The sequence below is a fragment of the Dactylosporangium sp. CS-033363 genome, assembly GCF_050942475.1.
Lineage (GTDB): Bacteria > Actinomycetota > Actinomycetes > Mycobacteriales > Micromonosporaceae > Dactylosporangium.
This window is the reverse complement of sequence record NZ_CP192032.1, coordinates 2,130,091-2,144,324: the sequence shown is the minus strand read 5'-3', so window position 1 is coordinate 2,144,324 and position 14,234 is coordinate 2,130,091. Positions and strand designations below refer to the sequence as shown.

The 14,234-nt window shown below is 69.4% G+C and carries 14 protein-coding genes; 4 read left to right on the top strand and 10 right to left on the bottom strand.

Annotation, left to right across the window (positions count from 1 at the left end; translation table 11 throughout):
* Positions 1–10 precede the first annotated feature (10 nt).
* The 6 genes from ACQPZ4_RS09875 to ACQPZ4_RS09850 form a co-directional block, all read right to left on the bottom strand.
* Positions 11–817: a carbohydrate ABC transporter permease gene (locus ACQPZ4_RS09875; protein ID WP_433066423.1), complete on the bottom strand. Its 807-nt coding sequence runs from the start codon at positions 815–817 to the stop codon at positions 11–13.
* Between the two features lie 154 nt (positions 818–971).
* A complete protein-coding gene (locus ACQPZ4_RS09870) occupies positions 972–1,913 on the bottom strand; it encodes a carbohydrate ABC transporter permease (protein WP_433058114.1) in 942 nt (313 codons plus the stop codon).
* Positions 1,914–1,945: 32 nt separating this feature from the next.
* Entirely contained in the window at positions 1,946–3,349 is a 1,404-nt protein-coding gene (gene ngcE / locus ACQPZ4_RS09865) for an N-acetylglucosamine/diacetylchitobiose ABC transporter substrate-binding protein (RefSeq protein WP_433058112.1), read from the bottom strand.
* Between the two features lie 22 nt (positions 3,350–3,371).
* Positions 3,372–4,124: a sugar isomerase domain-containing protein gene (locus ACQPZ4_RS09860; RefSeq protein WP_433066420.1), complete on the bottom strand. Its 753-nt coding sequence runs from the start codon at positions 4,122–4,124 to the stop codon at positions 3,372–3,374.
* Positions 4,125–4,162: 38 nt separating this feature from the next.
* Positions 4,163–5,170, bottom strand: a complete 1,008-nt coding sequence (locus ACQPZ4_RS09855) for a MurR/RpiR family transcriptional regulator (RefSeq protein ID WP_433058110.1) — start codon at positions 5,168–5,170, stop codon at positions 4,163–4,165.
* A 317-nt stretch (positions 5,171–5,487) separates the two neighbouring features.
* Positions 5,488–6,762, bottom strand: a complete 1,275-nt coding sequence (locus tag ACQPZ4_RS09850; RefSeq protein ID WP_433066418.1) for an aspartate aminotransferase family protein — start codon at positions 6,760–6,762, stop codon at positions 5,488–5,490.
* A gap of 47 nt (positions 6,763–6,809) precedes the next feature.
* Here ACQPZ4_RS09850 and ACQPZ4_RS09845 point away from each other — a divergent pair, with 47 nt between their 5' ends.
* The 4 genes from ACQPZ4_RS09845 (at position 6,810) to ACQPZ4_RS09830 (ending at position 11,563) form a co-directional block, all read left to right on the top strand.
* Complete coding sequence (locus ACQPZ4_RS09845) at positions 6,810–7,829, top strand: coiled-coil domain-containing protein (RefSeq protein WP_433058108.1); 1,020 nt, start codon at positions 6,810–6,812, stop codon at positions 7,827–7,829.
* A gap of 138 nt (positions 7,830–7,967) precedes the next feature.
* Positions 7,968–9,674, top strand: coding sequence for a GH25 family lysozyme (locus ACQPZ4_RS09840; protein ID WP_433058107.1), 1,707 nt, complete (start codon positions 7,968–7,970; stop codon positions 9,672–9,674).
* Positions 9,675–9,725: 51 nt separating this feature from the next.
* On the top strand, positions 9,726–10,259 hold the full coding sequence (locus tag ACQPZ4_RS09835) for an NUDIX domain-containing protein (RefSeq protein WP_433058106.1): 534 nt from the start codon (positions 9,726–9,728) through the stop codon (positions 10,257–10,259).
* Positions 10,256–11,563 (top strand): hypothetical protein, encoded by a 1,308-nt coding sequence (locus ACQPZ4_RS09830; protein WP_433058104.1) that lies wholly within the window; start codon positions 10,256–10,258, stop codon positions 11,561–11,563. Before ACQPZ4_RS09835 ends, ACQPZ4_RS09830 begins: the two co-directional genes overlap by 4 nt.
* Here the strand turns inward: ACQPZ4_RS09830 and lepB are convergent.
* The 4 genes from lepB to ACQPZ4_RS09810 form a co-directional block, all read right to left on the bottom strand.
* Positions 11,560–12,075, bottom strand: coding sequence for a signal peptidase I (lepB, locus tag ACQPZ4_RS09825; protein WP_433058102.1), 516 nt, complete (start codon positions 12,073–12,075; stop codon positions 11,560–11,562). The two genes, ACQPZ4_RS09830 and lepB, sit on opposite strands and share 4 nt — an antisense overlap.
* 70 nt (positions 12,076–12,145) lie before the next feature.
* A complete protein-coding gene (locus ACQPZ4_RS09820) occupies positions 12,146–12,568 on the bottom strand; it encodes a DUF3592 domain-containing protein (protein ID WP_433058100.1) in 423 nt (140 codons plus the stop codon).
* 8 nt (positions 12,569–12,576) lie between these two features.
* Complete coding sequence (locus tag ACQPZ4_RS09815; protein ID WP_433058099.1) at positions 12,577–12,702, bottom strand: hypothetical protein; 126 nt, start codon at positions 12,700–12,702, stop codon at positions 12,577–12,579.
* A complete protein-coding gene (locus ACQPZ4_RS09810; RefSeq protein WP_433058097.1) occupies positions 12,702–14,222 on the bottom strand; it encodes a PucR family transcriptional regulator in 1,521 nt (506 codons plus the stop codon). The genes ACQPZ4_RS09815 and ACQPZ4_RS09810 overlap by 1 nt, the downstream gene beginning before the upstream one ends.
* Positions 14,223–14,234 lie beyond the last annotated feature (12 nt).

The following is a 14,234-nucleotide window of genomic DNA, read 5'->3' as shown; positions in this document are numbered from 1 at the left end:
GGTCCCTGGGTTACTTGGAGATGCCGCTGGTGAGGCCGGCCTGCACCTGCCGCTGGAAGGCGATGTAGACGACGAGCACGGGCAGCATGGCCATGGTCAGACCGGCGAACAGGCCGGACCAGTCGGACTTGTACCCCTGGTTGACCGACAGCCCGATCAGGCCCTGGGCCAGCACCTGGTGCACGTTGCCGGCGCCGCTGGTGTCCTGCATGAGCACCGTCGGCAGGTACCACTGGTTCCACTGGCCGAGCACGTTGAAGATGCCGATGCTGATCAGGCCGGGCTTGGCCATCGGCAGCATCACGCGGAAGAACAGCGTGCTGTGCGACGCGCCGTCCACCAGCGCCGCCTCGGCGACCGAGGTCGGCAGCGTGCGGAAGAACGAGTGCATGAAGAAGATCGTGAACGACAGCGACCAGGCGACGTACACCAGGATCAGCATGAACCGGGAGTTCAGGCCGAGCAGCGGGAACGTGACGCCGGTGTTGTAGACGCCCTTGAACAGCGGCACGATCGCGAGGTACACCGGCAGCGTCAGGCCCGACAGGAACAGGAAGTAGATCGCCCGGTTGCCGGGGAACTCGTAGCGGGCCAGCACGTAGGCGGCCATCGAGCCCAGCAGCATCGTGAGGATCACGCCGCCGCCGACGACGATGATGGTGTTGCCGAAGAACGAGCCCAGCCCGCCGTTGGTCCAGGCGCGGGAGAAGTTGTCCCAGTGCAGCCCGTGCGGGTTGAGGGACAGCGGCTCCTTGATGATGTACTTGTCGTCCTTGAACGACGAGATGATCACCCAGAGGATCGGGTAGACCACCATCAGGGCCCAGACGACCAGGAACAGGTGGGAGAAGCCGCCGAACACCCGGTCGCCGAGCTTGAGCGGCTCCGATTTGGCCTTCGGTACCGCGCGGTGGCCGTTGCCGCCGCCGGCGGGGGCCGTCCGCCTGTCGTTCACCACCGTGTCAGCCATGTCAGAACTCGATTCGTTCGCGGCGGGTGATCCGCAGCTGGAGGGCGGCGATCAGCATCGTGAAGATCGCGAGCGCGACGCCGAGGGCGCACGCGTAGCCGAACTGGCCGCGGTTGAAGGCGGTGAACTGAATCACCGAGGCGAAGATCTCGGAGGCGTGGTTGGGGCCGCCCTGGCTGGGGGTCATGACGTAGACCAGGGCGAACATGTCCAGCGCGGTGATGCCCAGGTAGACCCAGGCGACCGAGATGTTGTCGCGCAGCAGGGGCAGCGTGATCCGCACGAAGGTGGCCACGCGGCCGGCGCCGTCGAGCAGCGCCGCCTCGTAGATGTCCTTCGGGATGCCCTGCATGGCGGCGGAGAACAGGACCATGTAGAAGCCGACGCCGCTCCAGATCGCGATGAGCAGCAGCCACCAGAGCACCGCGGGGATGCCGAGGAACGGCTCGGGGTCGGCCACGAACAGGTTGGGGTGCTCCGGGTCGATGATCCCGGCCTTCATGAGCAGGCCGTTGAGCAGACCCTGGTTGTCGGTGCGGTAGATCGCCTGCCACATGACGGCGATCAGCACCAGCGAGAGCACCTGGGGGAAGAAGAAGATGACCTTGTAGACGCTGGACCCGAACACACCCCGGATGCCGGCCTTGTCTCCGCGTCCGCCCACATTGAGCAGGAACGCGAAGAACAAGGCCAGCGCGATCGTGAACAGCGGCACGGTGACAAGGAAGAACACGTTGTGCCAGAAGGCCTTCTGGACGAGCTCGTCCTTGAACAGCTTGACGTAGTTGTCCACGCCAACGAAGTTCTGCTTGTCCGAGTAGCCGCCCCAGTCGGTGAACGAGTACCCCACCGCCTGGGCGAACGGCCACACCACGTAGAACGCGAAGAGCAGTACCGGAAGGGCGAGGAAGCCCGTCACGAACCGCGCTTTACCGTGCCGCATGATTCAGTCACTACCTAACCGGGAAACGGGGGTCAGTTCTTGCGGGTCTGCTTCTTGATGCTGTCGTCCTTCGCGATCTTGTCCGCGACGGCCTGCATCTTGGTGACGAAGCCGGCGGCGTCGACGCGGCCCGCCATCAGGTCCTCGGACAGGTTCTCGCTCTCCTTGCCGTAGTCGGCGTAGAAGTCCGGGAACCGGAACGAGATCAGGTCGGCGGGGGCGCTCTTCATGAGGGTGTTGGCGCTGGCCAGCGCCGGGTCGTCGACCTTGTCGCCCGAGCCCTTGACGGACGCGAGGGACTTGGTGAGCGACGCGAACGCGCCGGCACCCTCGGTGGACAGCATCGCGCGCAGGTACTCCTTCGCGCCAGCGGCGTTCTCGGCCTTGGCCGGAACGACCCAGTCCTCGCCGGCACCGGCGTAGACCGCACCGGCCGCCTTCGGGCTGGCCACGTCCCAGTAGTTCGAGAGCGTCAGCTTGAAGTCCGGCGGCAGGGTCTTCGCCATCTCGTTCTTGTACCAGGTGCCGACCTGGATGAACGCGGCCTTGCGGTCGAGGTGCGCCTGCTGCGACTGGGTGTGGTTGAGGCCCTGGCTGCCGGCGAGGATCAGGCCGTCCTTGACCATCTTCTCGATGTTCTGCAGGCCCTCGAGGATGCCCGCGGCCTTCCAGGCGTCCGGCTTGAGGTTGTCGATGTCGACCACGGCCTGCTTGCCGGCCGCGTTCCACACCGTCGCCATGATGTGCCAGCGCGGGTAGTAGCCGTGCACGCCGTCGTAGACGAACGGGGCGATGCCGGCGGCCTTGATCTTCGGGGCCAGGGTGAAGAAGTCGGCCCAGGTCTTCGGCGCGGTCCAGCTGTTCTTCTCGAACAGCGCGGCGTCGTACCACATGCCCCACACGGTGTAGGCGTACTTCAGCGTGTAGAACTTGTCGTTGAACGTGCCGTCGTTGATCGTGCCCGGCAGCAGCGTGTCACGGATCTTGCCGGTGCCGTCCCAGTTCGGGGCGTCGAGCAGGTCGTCGAGCGGCTGGATCGCGTTCTCGCTGATCAGCGTCGCGGTGTCCATGATGTCGGCGCCGGAGTTGTTGATCAGGTCGCTCGGGGAGGTCGCCATCTTCGGCTGCTCCTGCGTCTTGATCTTCTGGGTGGCGCTCTGGTTCACCGTGACGTTGGCGTGCTTCGCGTTGAAGATCGTCACGTCCTTCTTCGCGTAGTCGGTGCCCAGACCACCGTCGAAGACGACGACCTTGACGGTGCTGCCGTCCTTGACGCCGAACGGGTTGTCGGCCGACTTGGTGCCGGTGTCGCTGCCGCCCTTGTCATCGGTGCTGGAACCGGCGCATGCGCTGAGCAGACCGGCAGCCGGCGTGGCGAGCAGGCCCGCAGCAGCCGCGCGCCGCAGGACGGTACGACGAGTCAGTTCATTGGACATTTGGGGGTCTCCTCGGTTCGGGTCAGGCGGTTCGCCGGACACGTCCGGCGTACCGCGACTCGAGGGTGTGGTTGTGCTCGTCCCCGCCGGGGACGTTTGCGGACAGGTAGACGGGAGCCACCTCACCCGCGGCCTCGATGCGTCGCACGACCTCGGCGACCACCAGCTGCGCGATGAGCGCGTTGGTGACCGAAGAGACCGGGCAGACCGCGCCGCCGCTATCCAGCGACAGCAGTGCGTCGCCGTACGGCGCGCCGTTGTCCAGCACGACGTCGGCAATGTCGGCGAGCCGCTGGCCCGAGGGGTGCCTGGGGGACACCCGGACGGTGTGCTCGACCGATGTGATGGCGATCAATTTGTGCCCGCGCTGCTTGATCAGCAGCGCCATCTCGACGATCCCCCCGTTGATCCCCGACTGTGAGGCCATCACGAACACGTCCTCGGGACGCGGCGCGGCGATCTCGTAGAGCTTGGCCGCGATACCAGGATCGCGTTCGAGCTTCTCGTTCTCGAGGATCTTCGGGTCCTCGCCGCCGTAGACGACGAGGTCCCGAAGGAGGATCTTGTTCGTCGGCACCAGCCCCCCGGCGCGGCCGGCGAAATCCACCGCCACCGCCTCGGAGTGCCCCGTGCCGAACGCCTGAAGGAGGCCGCCGGCCCGCAGCGCCACGGCGATGTGGTCCGCCGCCTGGCTGAGGTTGTCGGCCTGGGTAAGGGCGATCCGGTCGATGACCGACTGGATCGCCGAGACGTAACCGTGAGCGGTGACGGCCATCCCGTCGCCCTTTCTCGCGCGAGCGTCCTGGAGAGTGGTCACGACGCTTCCTTTCCGGAGGCCGACCGATGGCCGGCGACCGCCTGGGCCGTGACGGAGAACGCTGCGTGGGCGCGCTCGTGGGTGCGCTGGGCGACCGCGATGTACAGCAGGTCGAGCACCACGAGCTGCGGGTGCCGGGCCGAGAGGGCGTCCGGCCGGAAGGTTGTCGCCTGCGTCGCGGTGAGCAGGACGATGTCGGCGACCTCGGCCAGCGGCGAGCGCGGGAAGCTGGTCAGCGCGATCGTCGTCGCGCCCCGGCTGCTCGCCTCGGCGATCATCTCGATCGTCTCGCGGGTCTGCCCGCTGTGTGAGACGCCGAGGGCCACGTCGCCCGACTTGAGCAGCGCCGCGCTGGCCAGACCGTTGTGCACGTCGGTCCAGGCCCAGGCGGCGATGCCGATGCGGTGCAGGCAGAACTGCATCTCCCCGCCGACCAGCGCGCTGCCGCTCGCGCCGTAGATGTCGACGCGGTCGGCGCGGGCGATGGCCTCGGCGGCGCGCTCGACCTCGGAGAGGTCCAGCAGCGAGGCGGTGTCGTGCATCGCCTGCGTGTCGGCCGCCATGATCTGGCCCAGCACCCGCTCCAGCGGGTCGGTCGGCTGGATCTCGCGGCCGATGTCCATCGTCCAGCCGCCGGTGCGCGCCGCCCGGCCGGTCTCGCCGGCGATGGCCAGCCGCAGGTCGGCGTAGCCGACGAAGCCCAGCGCCCGGCAGAAGCGGGTCACGGTGGCGGGCGAGGTGCCGCTGCGCTCGGCGAGCTCGACGATGGTCGAGCGGGCCGCGGCGGCGGGGTCGGCCAGGATCAGCTCGGCCACGCGCTGCAGGGCGCCGGTGAGCTCGGGCAGCCCGGCGCGGACCCGGACCAGGACGCTCTCGCCGTTGCCGGCCAGCGCGAGCCCGTCGCCCGAAGAGGGGGCCGGCGCCGGGGAGACCGGGACGGATGCCAGCGACGACGCACTGACGGCGGCCGGCGCCACCGTCGTGAGTTCCTCGCGAGACACCATCCTGCTCCCTTTCAGCAAGGTTCCTTAACTGTTAGTGGTAAAAGTTCTTACTGAGCACCCCTTCTTGTCAAGGAGTTGGGCGAAGTTTTCAAACCGTTACCTGCGAAGTGGATCTTAAGGGGGCCTAAAAGCGCAGGTCAGAGCCGTTTTGGTAGCGCACTTTCCGGTCTCCTCAGCAGATCATCCGGGAACGCTCCCACGGCAGCATCGCCCGGAATCCTGCCCGATTTGTTACGCGCGACCGGTCGGCGTTTTGTCCATTTTTGGCAGGCAAAAGGCCGAACCAGACCCCTTGGGACGGTTCGGCCTTCGCGTTATCAGCCCGAAATACTCGCGTGTTCCCGAAGCGCGTTGGTCAGAATTTCCAAACCCTCCCGGGCGTCGTCCTCCGAGAGGTTGAGCGGGGGTCCCATCCGGATCGTCGTGCCGTACAGGCCGCCCTTGCCGACCAGCAGCCCGTCGCGCCGGCACGACTCGAACACCGCGGCCGTCGCCGCCGCGCTGGTCAGCTCGATGCCGATCATGAGCCCCTTGCCGCGCACCTCGGCCACGATCGGGCTGTCCACCTCGCGCAGCCCGCCGAGCAGGATCGCGCCCGCGCGCGCGGCGTTGGCCTGCAGGTCGTGGTCCACGATGTAGTCCAGCACCGCGTTGCCGGCCGCCGTGGAGATCGGGTTGCCGCCGAACGTCGAGAACGAGATGCCCTGCACCGACTCCAGCACCTCGGCCCGCCCGACCACGCCGGCCAGGGCGAAGCCGTTGCCGATGCCCTTGGCGAAGGTCAGCAGGTCCGGCGTGACGCCGTGCGCCTGGTAGCCCCAGAAGTGCTCGCCGGTGCGGCCCCAGCCGGTCTGCACCTCGTCGGAGATCAGCAGGATGCCGTGCTCGTCGAGGACCCGCTGCCACACGGACATCAGCTTGTCGGGGCCGTGCGTGAACCCGCCGACGCCCTGGATCGGCTCGGCGATCAGGCACGCGACCGGGCCGGCCGTCGTCGTGGCGAGCACCTCGCGGAGGTCCTCCTCGGCCGCCTCCAGATACCGCTCGTCGCTCATCCCGCGGAACAGTCCACGGAGCCGATCCCCGGAGTGCAGATAGCTCACGTTGTACGGGCTGTAGGCCGAAGCCGACCACGCACGGTTCCCGGTGACGGCGATCGTCGCGGCCGTACGGCCGTGATAGCTGTTGCGCACCGCCAGGATGCTGTTGCTGCCCCGGGTGTTCGTGGCCACCTGCAGCGCGGCCTCGTTCGCCTCGGTGCCGGAGTTGGTGAAGAACACCCGCGCGTCGGGGATGCCGGACAGCCTGGCGATCTTCTCGGCCAGCTCGACCTGCTGGCGGATGAGGTACAGCGTCGAGGTGTGCACGATCCCGGTGCGCAACTGCCGCTCGACCGCCTCGCGCACCTCCGGCAGGTCGTAACCCAGCGAGTTCGTCAGCACCCCGGCGAAGAAATCGAGGTAAGTTTTTCCATTACTGTCCGTGACCCGGGAACCCTTACCGGTGACGAGTTCGAGGGGCTCGTCGTAGTACACGGGCATCCAGGCGGGCATGACCCGCCGATGCCGGTTGAGTAGGTCGTCCATGCCCAACATTCTCGCGCTGGCGTTTTCAGGCCGCTTCGATATGCTGTCCGGCGATGTCGACGGCACCGAGAAGGGTCCTCACGCTCCTGGTCACCGCGCTCCTCCTGGTGACCACGTTCGGTGACGCCGCTTCGGCCGAGCCGACCCCCGGCGCGGACGAGGACGGCGGCCAGAACCTCACTGTCCGTCAGGCCCTGGACAAGGCGACTGCGGAGTACAACGACGCCAAGGGCCGGCTGGACAAGTCCGTGGCCGACCAGGCCGCGATCGGCGACCAGATGGCCAAGGCCCAGACCCGCCTCGGCGAGCTGCAGGCCTCGGCGGGCGCGATCGCCAACGCCGCCTACCGCGGCAACCGGGTCAGCCTCACCAACGTGGTGCTCGGCGCCGCCGACCCGGACGACATGCTGCACAACATGGTCACGGTCGAGTACATGCTGCAGCAGGAGGACAAGCAGCTGCGCGAGATCGCCCAGACCCAGCGCCAGCTGGAGCAGCAGCGCAAGGACATCGACGCGGCGGTGGCCAACCAGCAGGCCCAGCTGAAGATCATGGAGACCAACAAGAAGACCGCCGAGGACGCCCTGCGCAAGGCCGGCGGCGGCGCGGACGTCAGCTCCGGCGCCCCCTCGGGCGGCAAGGTCACCACGAACCCGGTCGCGCGCAACTCCGACGGCTCGTACCCGAAGGAGTCCTGCTCCGGCGACGACCCGACGACGACGGGCTGCCAGTCCCCGCGCACCACGAACATGTACAACGAGGCGCGCAAGGCCGGCTTCACCCACTACACGTCGTGCTACCGAAGCGGCGGAGGCGGCGACCACCCCCTCGGAAAAGCCTGCGACTTCTCGGCCAATGCGTCGACCTTCGTCAATGCCAGGGCGACCGGCGCGGACAAGACCTACGGCGACAATCTCGCCGCCTGGGCCCTGGCCAACGCCAAGAATCTCGGCATCAAGTACGTCATCTGGTACAAGCGGATCTGGCAACCGAGCAGCGGCTGGAAGTCCTACGGCGGCGACGGAACACCGGCCGGCGACCACTACAACCACGTCCACATTTCAATGCAGTAGCCGCCTCGTGGCGCCGTGCTACCGGCGCCGTCGAATGGTGCGGCAGATTGACCGGTCGGCGGGTCCCCGCCGCATGATCCCGTTGCGTATGGTGTGTCCCGTCATCGATCGGCCATCACCATTACGGGGTCTCAATACATGTCGGTGTACAAATCTTTCGGCCCGGGGCAGTTCCGGCATCGCAAGCCCGGGCCGCGCTTTCCCAACTCGAAACGCGCCCGCGCGACGGTCCGGGCGCTCGCCGTCCTGACCGGCCTGGCGGTGCTCGTCGGGGTGGGGGCGGCGCAGGCCGGTACGGCGGACGATCCGGGCGGGCACGCGCAGGCCGGGCTGCCGCCGGGCGCGGCGAAGGGGTCGGTCAGCGCGCAGGCGATCGGCGGCCCCGACGGGTACTCGGTCTTCGGCATCGACGTGTCGAGCAACGACCACAGCCGGTTCACCATCGACTGGGGCGCGGTCGCGACGTCCGGCATGAGCTTCGCCTACGTGAAGGCGACCGAGGGCCGCTCGTACGTCAACCCGTACTTCTCCGGCGACTACAACGCCTCCAAGGGCGTGGGCCTGCTGACCGGCGCGTACGCGTTCGCGCGGCCGGACCAGCGGGACCCGGTGGGCGAGGCGAACTTCTTCGTCGACCACATCGAGTGGCGCAACGACGCGCGGACGCTCGTGCCGTTCATCGATCTCGAGTGGCCGTACGCGTCGCTGAAGCTGGCGGACCCGAACTGCTGGGGTCTGACGCCGGCCGAGATGGTCGCGTACATCCACGCGTTCTCCGATCGGATCAAGGCCCGCATCGGCCGCGAGCCGATGATCTACACGGCGACGAGCTGGTGGAGCATGTGCACCGGCAACGACGCCTCGTTCTCGAACAACCCGCTCGACCTGGCGTACTTCAAGCCGCAGGCGCCGACCAACCTGCCCGCGTCGTGGACGAAGTACCACATCTGGCAGTACGGCGGCGGCAACAACAGCCAGCAGGGCAACTATGACAAGAACGCGTTCAACGGCGACTACGCGGCGCTGACCCAGCTGGCCGGCGACCTGCCCGCGATCGGCGACCCGTTCGAGCTGCGCGCGGGCGCGAACAACCGGTACGTGACCGCGGACGGCGGCGGTGGCAAGCCGCTGATCGCGAACCGGGACGCGGTCGGGGCGTGGGAGCAGTACGACCTCGTGGACGTCGGCGGCGGCGAGGTCGGGCTGCGCTCGCACTCCAACGGCCGGTACGTCTCGGCCGACGCCGGGGGCAACGCCGCGCTGATCGCCAACCGGACCGCCGTCGGCGCCTGGGAACGCTTCCGGGTCGTCGAGAACGAGGACGGCACGATCAGCCTGAAGGCGAGCGTCAACGGCCGCTACGTGACCGCGGACGCCGGTGGCGGCAGGCCGCTGATCGCCAACCGCACCGAGATCGGCGCCTGGGAGAAGTTCACCAAGGTTGCGGTACCGACCGTCGCCTCCTTCCGCGCCGGCGTGAACAACAGCCTGGTGTCGGCGGCCAACGGCGGTCGCAGCCCGCTGATCGCCAACCGCGGCCAGGTCGGCACGTGGGAGCAGTTCGACATCGTCGACCTGGGCCACGGCGAGGTGGCGTTCCGCTCGCACGCCAACGGCGCCTACGTGACGGCGGACGCGGCCGGCGACGGCCCGCTGGTCGCCAACCGCACGGCCGTCGGGGCCTGGGAACGGTTCAAGATCGTGGAGAACAAGGACGACAACACGGTCAGCATCGTCGCGCTCATCAACGGCAAGTACGTCACGGCCGACGACGGCGGCAACCGGCCGCTCATCGCCAACCGCAACGAGGCCGGCGCGTGGGAGCGGTTCTCCCTGCTCGACTGAACGGTGTTCGCCGTACCTCGGCGAGGAGTCCTCGTGGCCTATCCTGCGGGTATGACCATCGATGAGGATCTCCTCGCCGAGGGCGAGCCGGAACGGGAGTTCACGCCCGGCATCGCCGCGCGGATGGCCCGCAAGGCGGTCGGCGGAGCGCTGCTCCTGCGCGATCCCGGCAACCGCCTGGTGTTCGTGGAACCGATCTACAAGCCGACCCTGGAGATCCCGGGTGGCGTGGCCGAGGAGAACGAGTCGCCGTTGGCGGCGTGCCGGCGTGAAGTACACGAGGAGCTTGGTCTTGATCTTCCGATCGGCCGCCTCCTCGTCGTCGACTGGACCCCGGCCCACGGCATCTGGCGCGACGGCCTGACCTTCGTCTTCGACGGCGGCGTGCTGGACGCCGGCGCGGTGGACCGGCTGCGGCCGGGGGACCCGGAGCTGCGGGCCATCCTGCCGATGACGCTGGACGAGGCCGAGCCCCGCCTGAAGCCGTCGCTGGCCAGACGTCTGCGGGTCGCGGTGGCCGCGGCGCAGTCCGGCGAGGGACCGATCCACACCGAGTTCGGCCGGCCCGTGCGGGCTGCTCTGTGACGGGGAACGACGCCTACTACGGCGGCGTCGACCCGCGGCACGCCGGAGGCCCGGTTTCCCGCGCCACGTTCGAGCGCGACCTGGTCAACATGATCCTGTTCGACGACCGGATCCTGTTGTCCGACAGCATCTTCTTCAACAATCCCACGGTACTGGAGCACGTCCGCGCCGCCCGCGACGCGCCCTCGCTGTTCGAGCACGCCATCATGCGCGGCATCGTCACGCCGACCGTCCGCGAGCCGGTGGACTCGTTCGCCGACATCGCGCGCTACGTCCGCCGCTACGAGCTGCTCGGCGCCCTCCCACCGGGCGAGGTCGAGGAGCTGGCCGCGCGGTACAGCGTCGCCCCCGGCCAGTTCGTGCTGTGGCCCGAGCGGATGGGCGACCGCTACCTCCACCTGCTGACCACGCAGCTGTCGGATCCCGTCCTGCCGCCGCGGTACGCCGGATCCCTCATCGACGACGAGACTTGGCGCGCGACGGAGTGGCTGCGGCGCGAGGTCATCGCCGAGGCCGTCGACGTGGAGCGCGGGCGCACGGGCTCGGGCGTGCGCCGCGGCGAGATCGTGAAGGTCGTCGCGAGGATCATGGGCGTTCTGCCGTACGACCCGAGCGCCCTCGACACGCACGCCGTCTTCGCCGCGATCGCCGAGCACGACCCCCGCCGCGAGGCGGTGCGCAACTTCTTCGACTGGATCGACGACCTCTGGCACTTCAACCAGGCGAGCGCCTTCAGCGTCAAGCCGCAGCTGTCCGCGGCCAACCCGGGAAGCCTCGCTCTGGTCCCGTCGCCCGGCCTCTCCTCCGATCCCCAGCCCGGCGCGGCGACCTGGCAGTTCACCGCCGAGGAGCGGATTCCGCGGTTCGACGTGCTGATGGCCCTGGGCCCGAACCGCCTGTTCGAACTGCGCGACTACGGCCACGAATGGGCGGCCGCGTCCCGGGCCCTGGTGAACCTCCCGCCGGACACCCCGCCCACCGTCGTCGACACCATGCGCCAGCGGGCGGAGCGGAGCCTGCACGAGTACGCCCGGCGCATCAACCGCGCGACCCGCGCCGCGGCCCCGAAGGAACTCCTGATCGTCGAGGGCGCCGTGAACGTGGCCAGCGCCCCGGTGGTGACCGCCATCGGCGAGCTGACGGCGTGGCGGATGAGCCTGGTGCCGCTGCACTCGTTCCTGTCGATCGGCGCCTTCGGGTGGTGGGCCTTCAAGTTCTTCGCCAACAGCACCCGCAAGGACACGGTGCAGATCACCCGCCGCCCGGCCGGCATCGTGGAGTTCCCGACGTCGCCCCGCGCCTAGTTATTACTCACGACCGCAAACACCGCCGACGCAGGCACCGCGCCGAGGCACCGCGAGTCGTTGGACGCCGCACGATGGTCCCCGGCGAGGAACACGCTGCCCTCCGGCACCTTCAGCGGCCCGAACCGGCGCGACCCGCAGGACCGGGGATTCGGCTCGACGTCGAGCGGCCCGTCCTCGCCCAGATAGGGTTCGTCCAGCGGTACCCCGTTGACGGTGACCTTGCCCTCCACCGTGCAACAGGCGACGACCTCGCCCCCGACGGCCAGGACCCGCTTGAGCATCGGCGACCCCTTGGCCGACCACTCCGCGGGCGGATGGAACAGCACCACGTCGCCGTGCTTCGGCTCGTAGCCCGTCACCTGCCGCGCGGAGATGACCTGACCGGGCTTGATGCCGGGCTCCATGCTGCCGCCGCCCTGGGTGAACTGCTCGGTCCCGGCTTCACCGCCGCCGCATGCGCTCACCCCGGCCAGTACGACAATCAAGGCCATCGACACGAGTCTCCTCATCCCGCCGATCCTGGCAGATGCGGATCAATCGCGATGACCCGAAATCGCTCGCCCTCACGCCTGCTCGCGCTCAAGCCCGCCGGCGCAGGCGCGGACCGGCGATGCCCAGCGCGATGATGCCGGCCGCCACGAGCAGCGGCGGCAGGTTCGCGCGGCGGTAGTCGCTGACCAGGCCGTTGGCGGCGGCGACGCGTTCGGGGTCGGCGCGGTCCACGTACACCGTGATGACCTCGCCCGCGGCCACCCCGGCGTCGTCGAAGTGCGCGCCGAGCCCGACGCGATGGGTCACACCGCCGATCTCGTACCGCACCCGAATCCACGCCCCGCCCGAGTTCGCGCCGCCCCAGGTGCCGACGCGCTCCACGAGGGCCGGCACGGGCACACCTTCGCGCATCCGCCGGGCGGGCGTGGTGTACCAGTCGACGGCGGCGGCGATCCCGAGCACGAACACCACGACCCCGGCGATCACGAAGCCGAGTGCCACGCGCCGCACCGGGCCCTTCACCCCGTCGGTGCCGGGATCGGCGGGTCGAAGTAGCGCTTCGCCGGCGGGGTGGCCGGCAGGACCAGGCCGAGCAGCAGCGCGCAGGCGGCGGCAGTGACCGTAGAAGGGCGGTGCGTCGTCATCAGCTTCTCAGGGCGTCCAGGGCCAGCAGGGCCACGTGCAGCGACAAGCAAGCCTGGACCGAGTCGAGGTCGGCGCCCGAGATCTTGCTGATGCGGGACAATCTCTCGTAGAAGGCCGGTCTCGACAAGTGGCTGTGTTCGGCGGCGGCGGATTTGTTGCGGCCGCAGTCGAGGTACACCCGCAGCACCTCCAACAGCTGCTCGCGCGGGTTGCGGGCGTCGTAGGCCAGCAGGGGGCCCAGTTCGCGCTCCACGAAGGTCTGCAACCGCGGCTCGTCGCGCAGCATGTGCAGCAGGCCCGCCAGGCCCACGTCGGTCATGCGGACCACGCCGGGGGCCGGGTGCCGCACGGCGTCCGCGACCTGGGCCGCCTCCACCAGCGAGCGGCGGGCCTCGCGCGGGGAGTCCACCGTCTCGCCGGCCGCGATGATGGCCGTTGCGTCCGATTTGTGGACCTTCTCGGCGAAGACCCGCAGCACCTCGTCCGACGCCTGCGTGATCAGCACGCCGGTCGACTGGGCGTCCAGGCTCGCCACCAGGCCCCTGACCGACATCTCCGACAGGACCCGCTCCGCGACCGTCGCCATGGCCGGGCGGATCACCACGCCGACCAGGGCGCGGCGCTCCAGGGGCACGCCCAGGGCCCGCGAGCGCAGCATGACCTCCTCGACCGGCATCGAGTGGTTCAGCAGGGCCTGCAGCAGGAAGCGGTGCGGGCCCTCCGGGTCGGGGTCGATCAGGCGGCCCAGCGCCAAGGTGGAGGCGGCCCGCTCGATCAGGATCACGTACCGCGCCTCCGCCGACGACACCCGCATGAGCAGGCGGCCCCAGTCCTGCCCGCGGGCGCCCACCGCCGTCACGAGCCAGCCGGAGCCGGGGTCGTAGCCGGTACGGCCCGCAGGTCGGATCGCCCGCGAGTGCGCCTCCCAGCTGGCCAGCAGCAGCTCCGCCGAGCCGCCCGCGGCGTCGTGGGCCAGCACCTGGCGCGACAGGTTCTCCAGCACCACCGGGGCGCCGGCCAGCAGGGCGGCCTGGGCCACGACCTCCGCCGGGCCCGCGCCCTCCACGGACAGGTCGGTGAAGCGCTGGTGGATCTCCTCCGCCGCCCGCAGCTCGGCCAGCTGGGCGTCGATGATCATGGAGTGGACGGCCTCGGTGATGGCCACGAACGGGGTGCCGCGGTGCAGTTCGACCAGCGGCAGGCCCAGGGTGTCCGCGGTGCGGACCATGACCGTGGGCAGTCGCTGTGCGTAGCGGCGGCCCAGCTCCACGGCCAGGCCGCAGGCGCCGACCTCGGCCAGATCCGCGATGTACCGCCGCAGCCCCGCCTCGTCCGCCGGCAGCCCGATGCCCGTGGTCAGCACCAGCTCCCCGCCGCGCAGCAACGTGGCGATGTCGGGCACCTCGGAGCTGTGCACCCAGCGTACGGCCTGGTCGAGGCCCCGTTCGCCCGCCACCAGGCGCGGGGCGCCGTTGCGCACCGGTTCGAGCTCGAGGACTTCGCGGACGGTCGGAAACATCAGCGCGGATGG

Bases quoted from the DNA above. Each gene is read 5' to 3' on its own strand.
- ACQPZ4_RS09860 (WP_433066420.1), bottom strand. From the start codon at position 4,124: ATGGCCGTCACCGCTCACGGTTACGTCTCGGCGATCCAGTCGGTCATC.
- ACQPZ4_RS09810 (WP_433058097.1), bottom strand. From the start codon at position 14,222: ATGTTTCCGACCGTCCGCGAAGTCCTCGAGCTCGAACCGGTGCGCAAC.
- ngcE (WP_433058112.1), bottom strand. From the start codon at position 3,349: ATGTCCAATGAACTGACTCGTCGTACCGTCCTGCGGCGCGCGGCTGCT.
- ACQPZ4_RS09855 (WP_433058110.1), bottom strand. From the start codon at position 5,170: ATGGTGTCTCGCGAGGAACTCACGACGGTGGCGCCGGCCGCCGTCAGT.
- ACQPZ4_RS09815 (WP_433058099.1), bottom strand. From the start codon at position 12,702: ATGACGACGCACCGCCCTTCTACGGTCACTGCCGCCGCCTGCGCGCTG.
- ACQPZ4_RS09840 (WP_433058107.1), top strand. From the start codon at position 7,968: ATGTCGGTGTACAAATCTTTCGGCCCGGGGCAGTTCCGGCATCGCAAG.
- ACQPZ4_RS09875 (WP_433066423.1), bottom strand. From the start codon at position 817: ATGGTGGTCTACCCGATCCTCTGGGTGATCATCTCGTCGTTCAAGGAC.
- ACQPZ4_RS09835 (WP_433058106.1), top strand. From the start codon at position 9,726: ATGACCATCGATGAGGATCTCCTCGCCGAGGGCGAGCCGGAACGGGAG.
- ACQPZ4_RS09870 (WP_433058114.1), bottom strand. From the start codon at position 1,913: ATGCGGCACGGTAAAGCGCGGTTCGTGACGGGCTTCCTCGCCCTTCCG.
- lepB (WP_433058102.1), bottom strand. From the start codon at position 12,075: ATGAGGAGACTCGTGTCGATGGCCTTGATTGTCGTACTGGCCGGGGTG.
- ACQPZ4_RS09845 (WP_433058108.1), top strand. From the start codon at position 6,810: ATGTCGACGGCACCGAGAAGGGTCCTCACGCTCCTGGTCACCGCGCTC.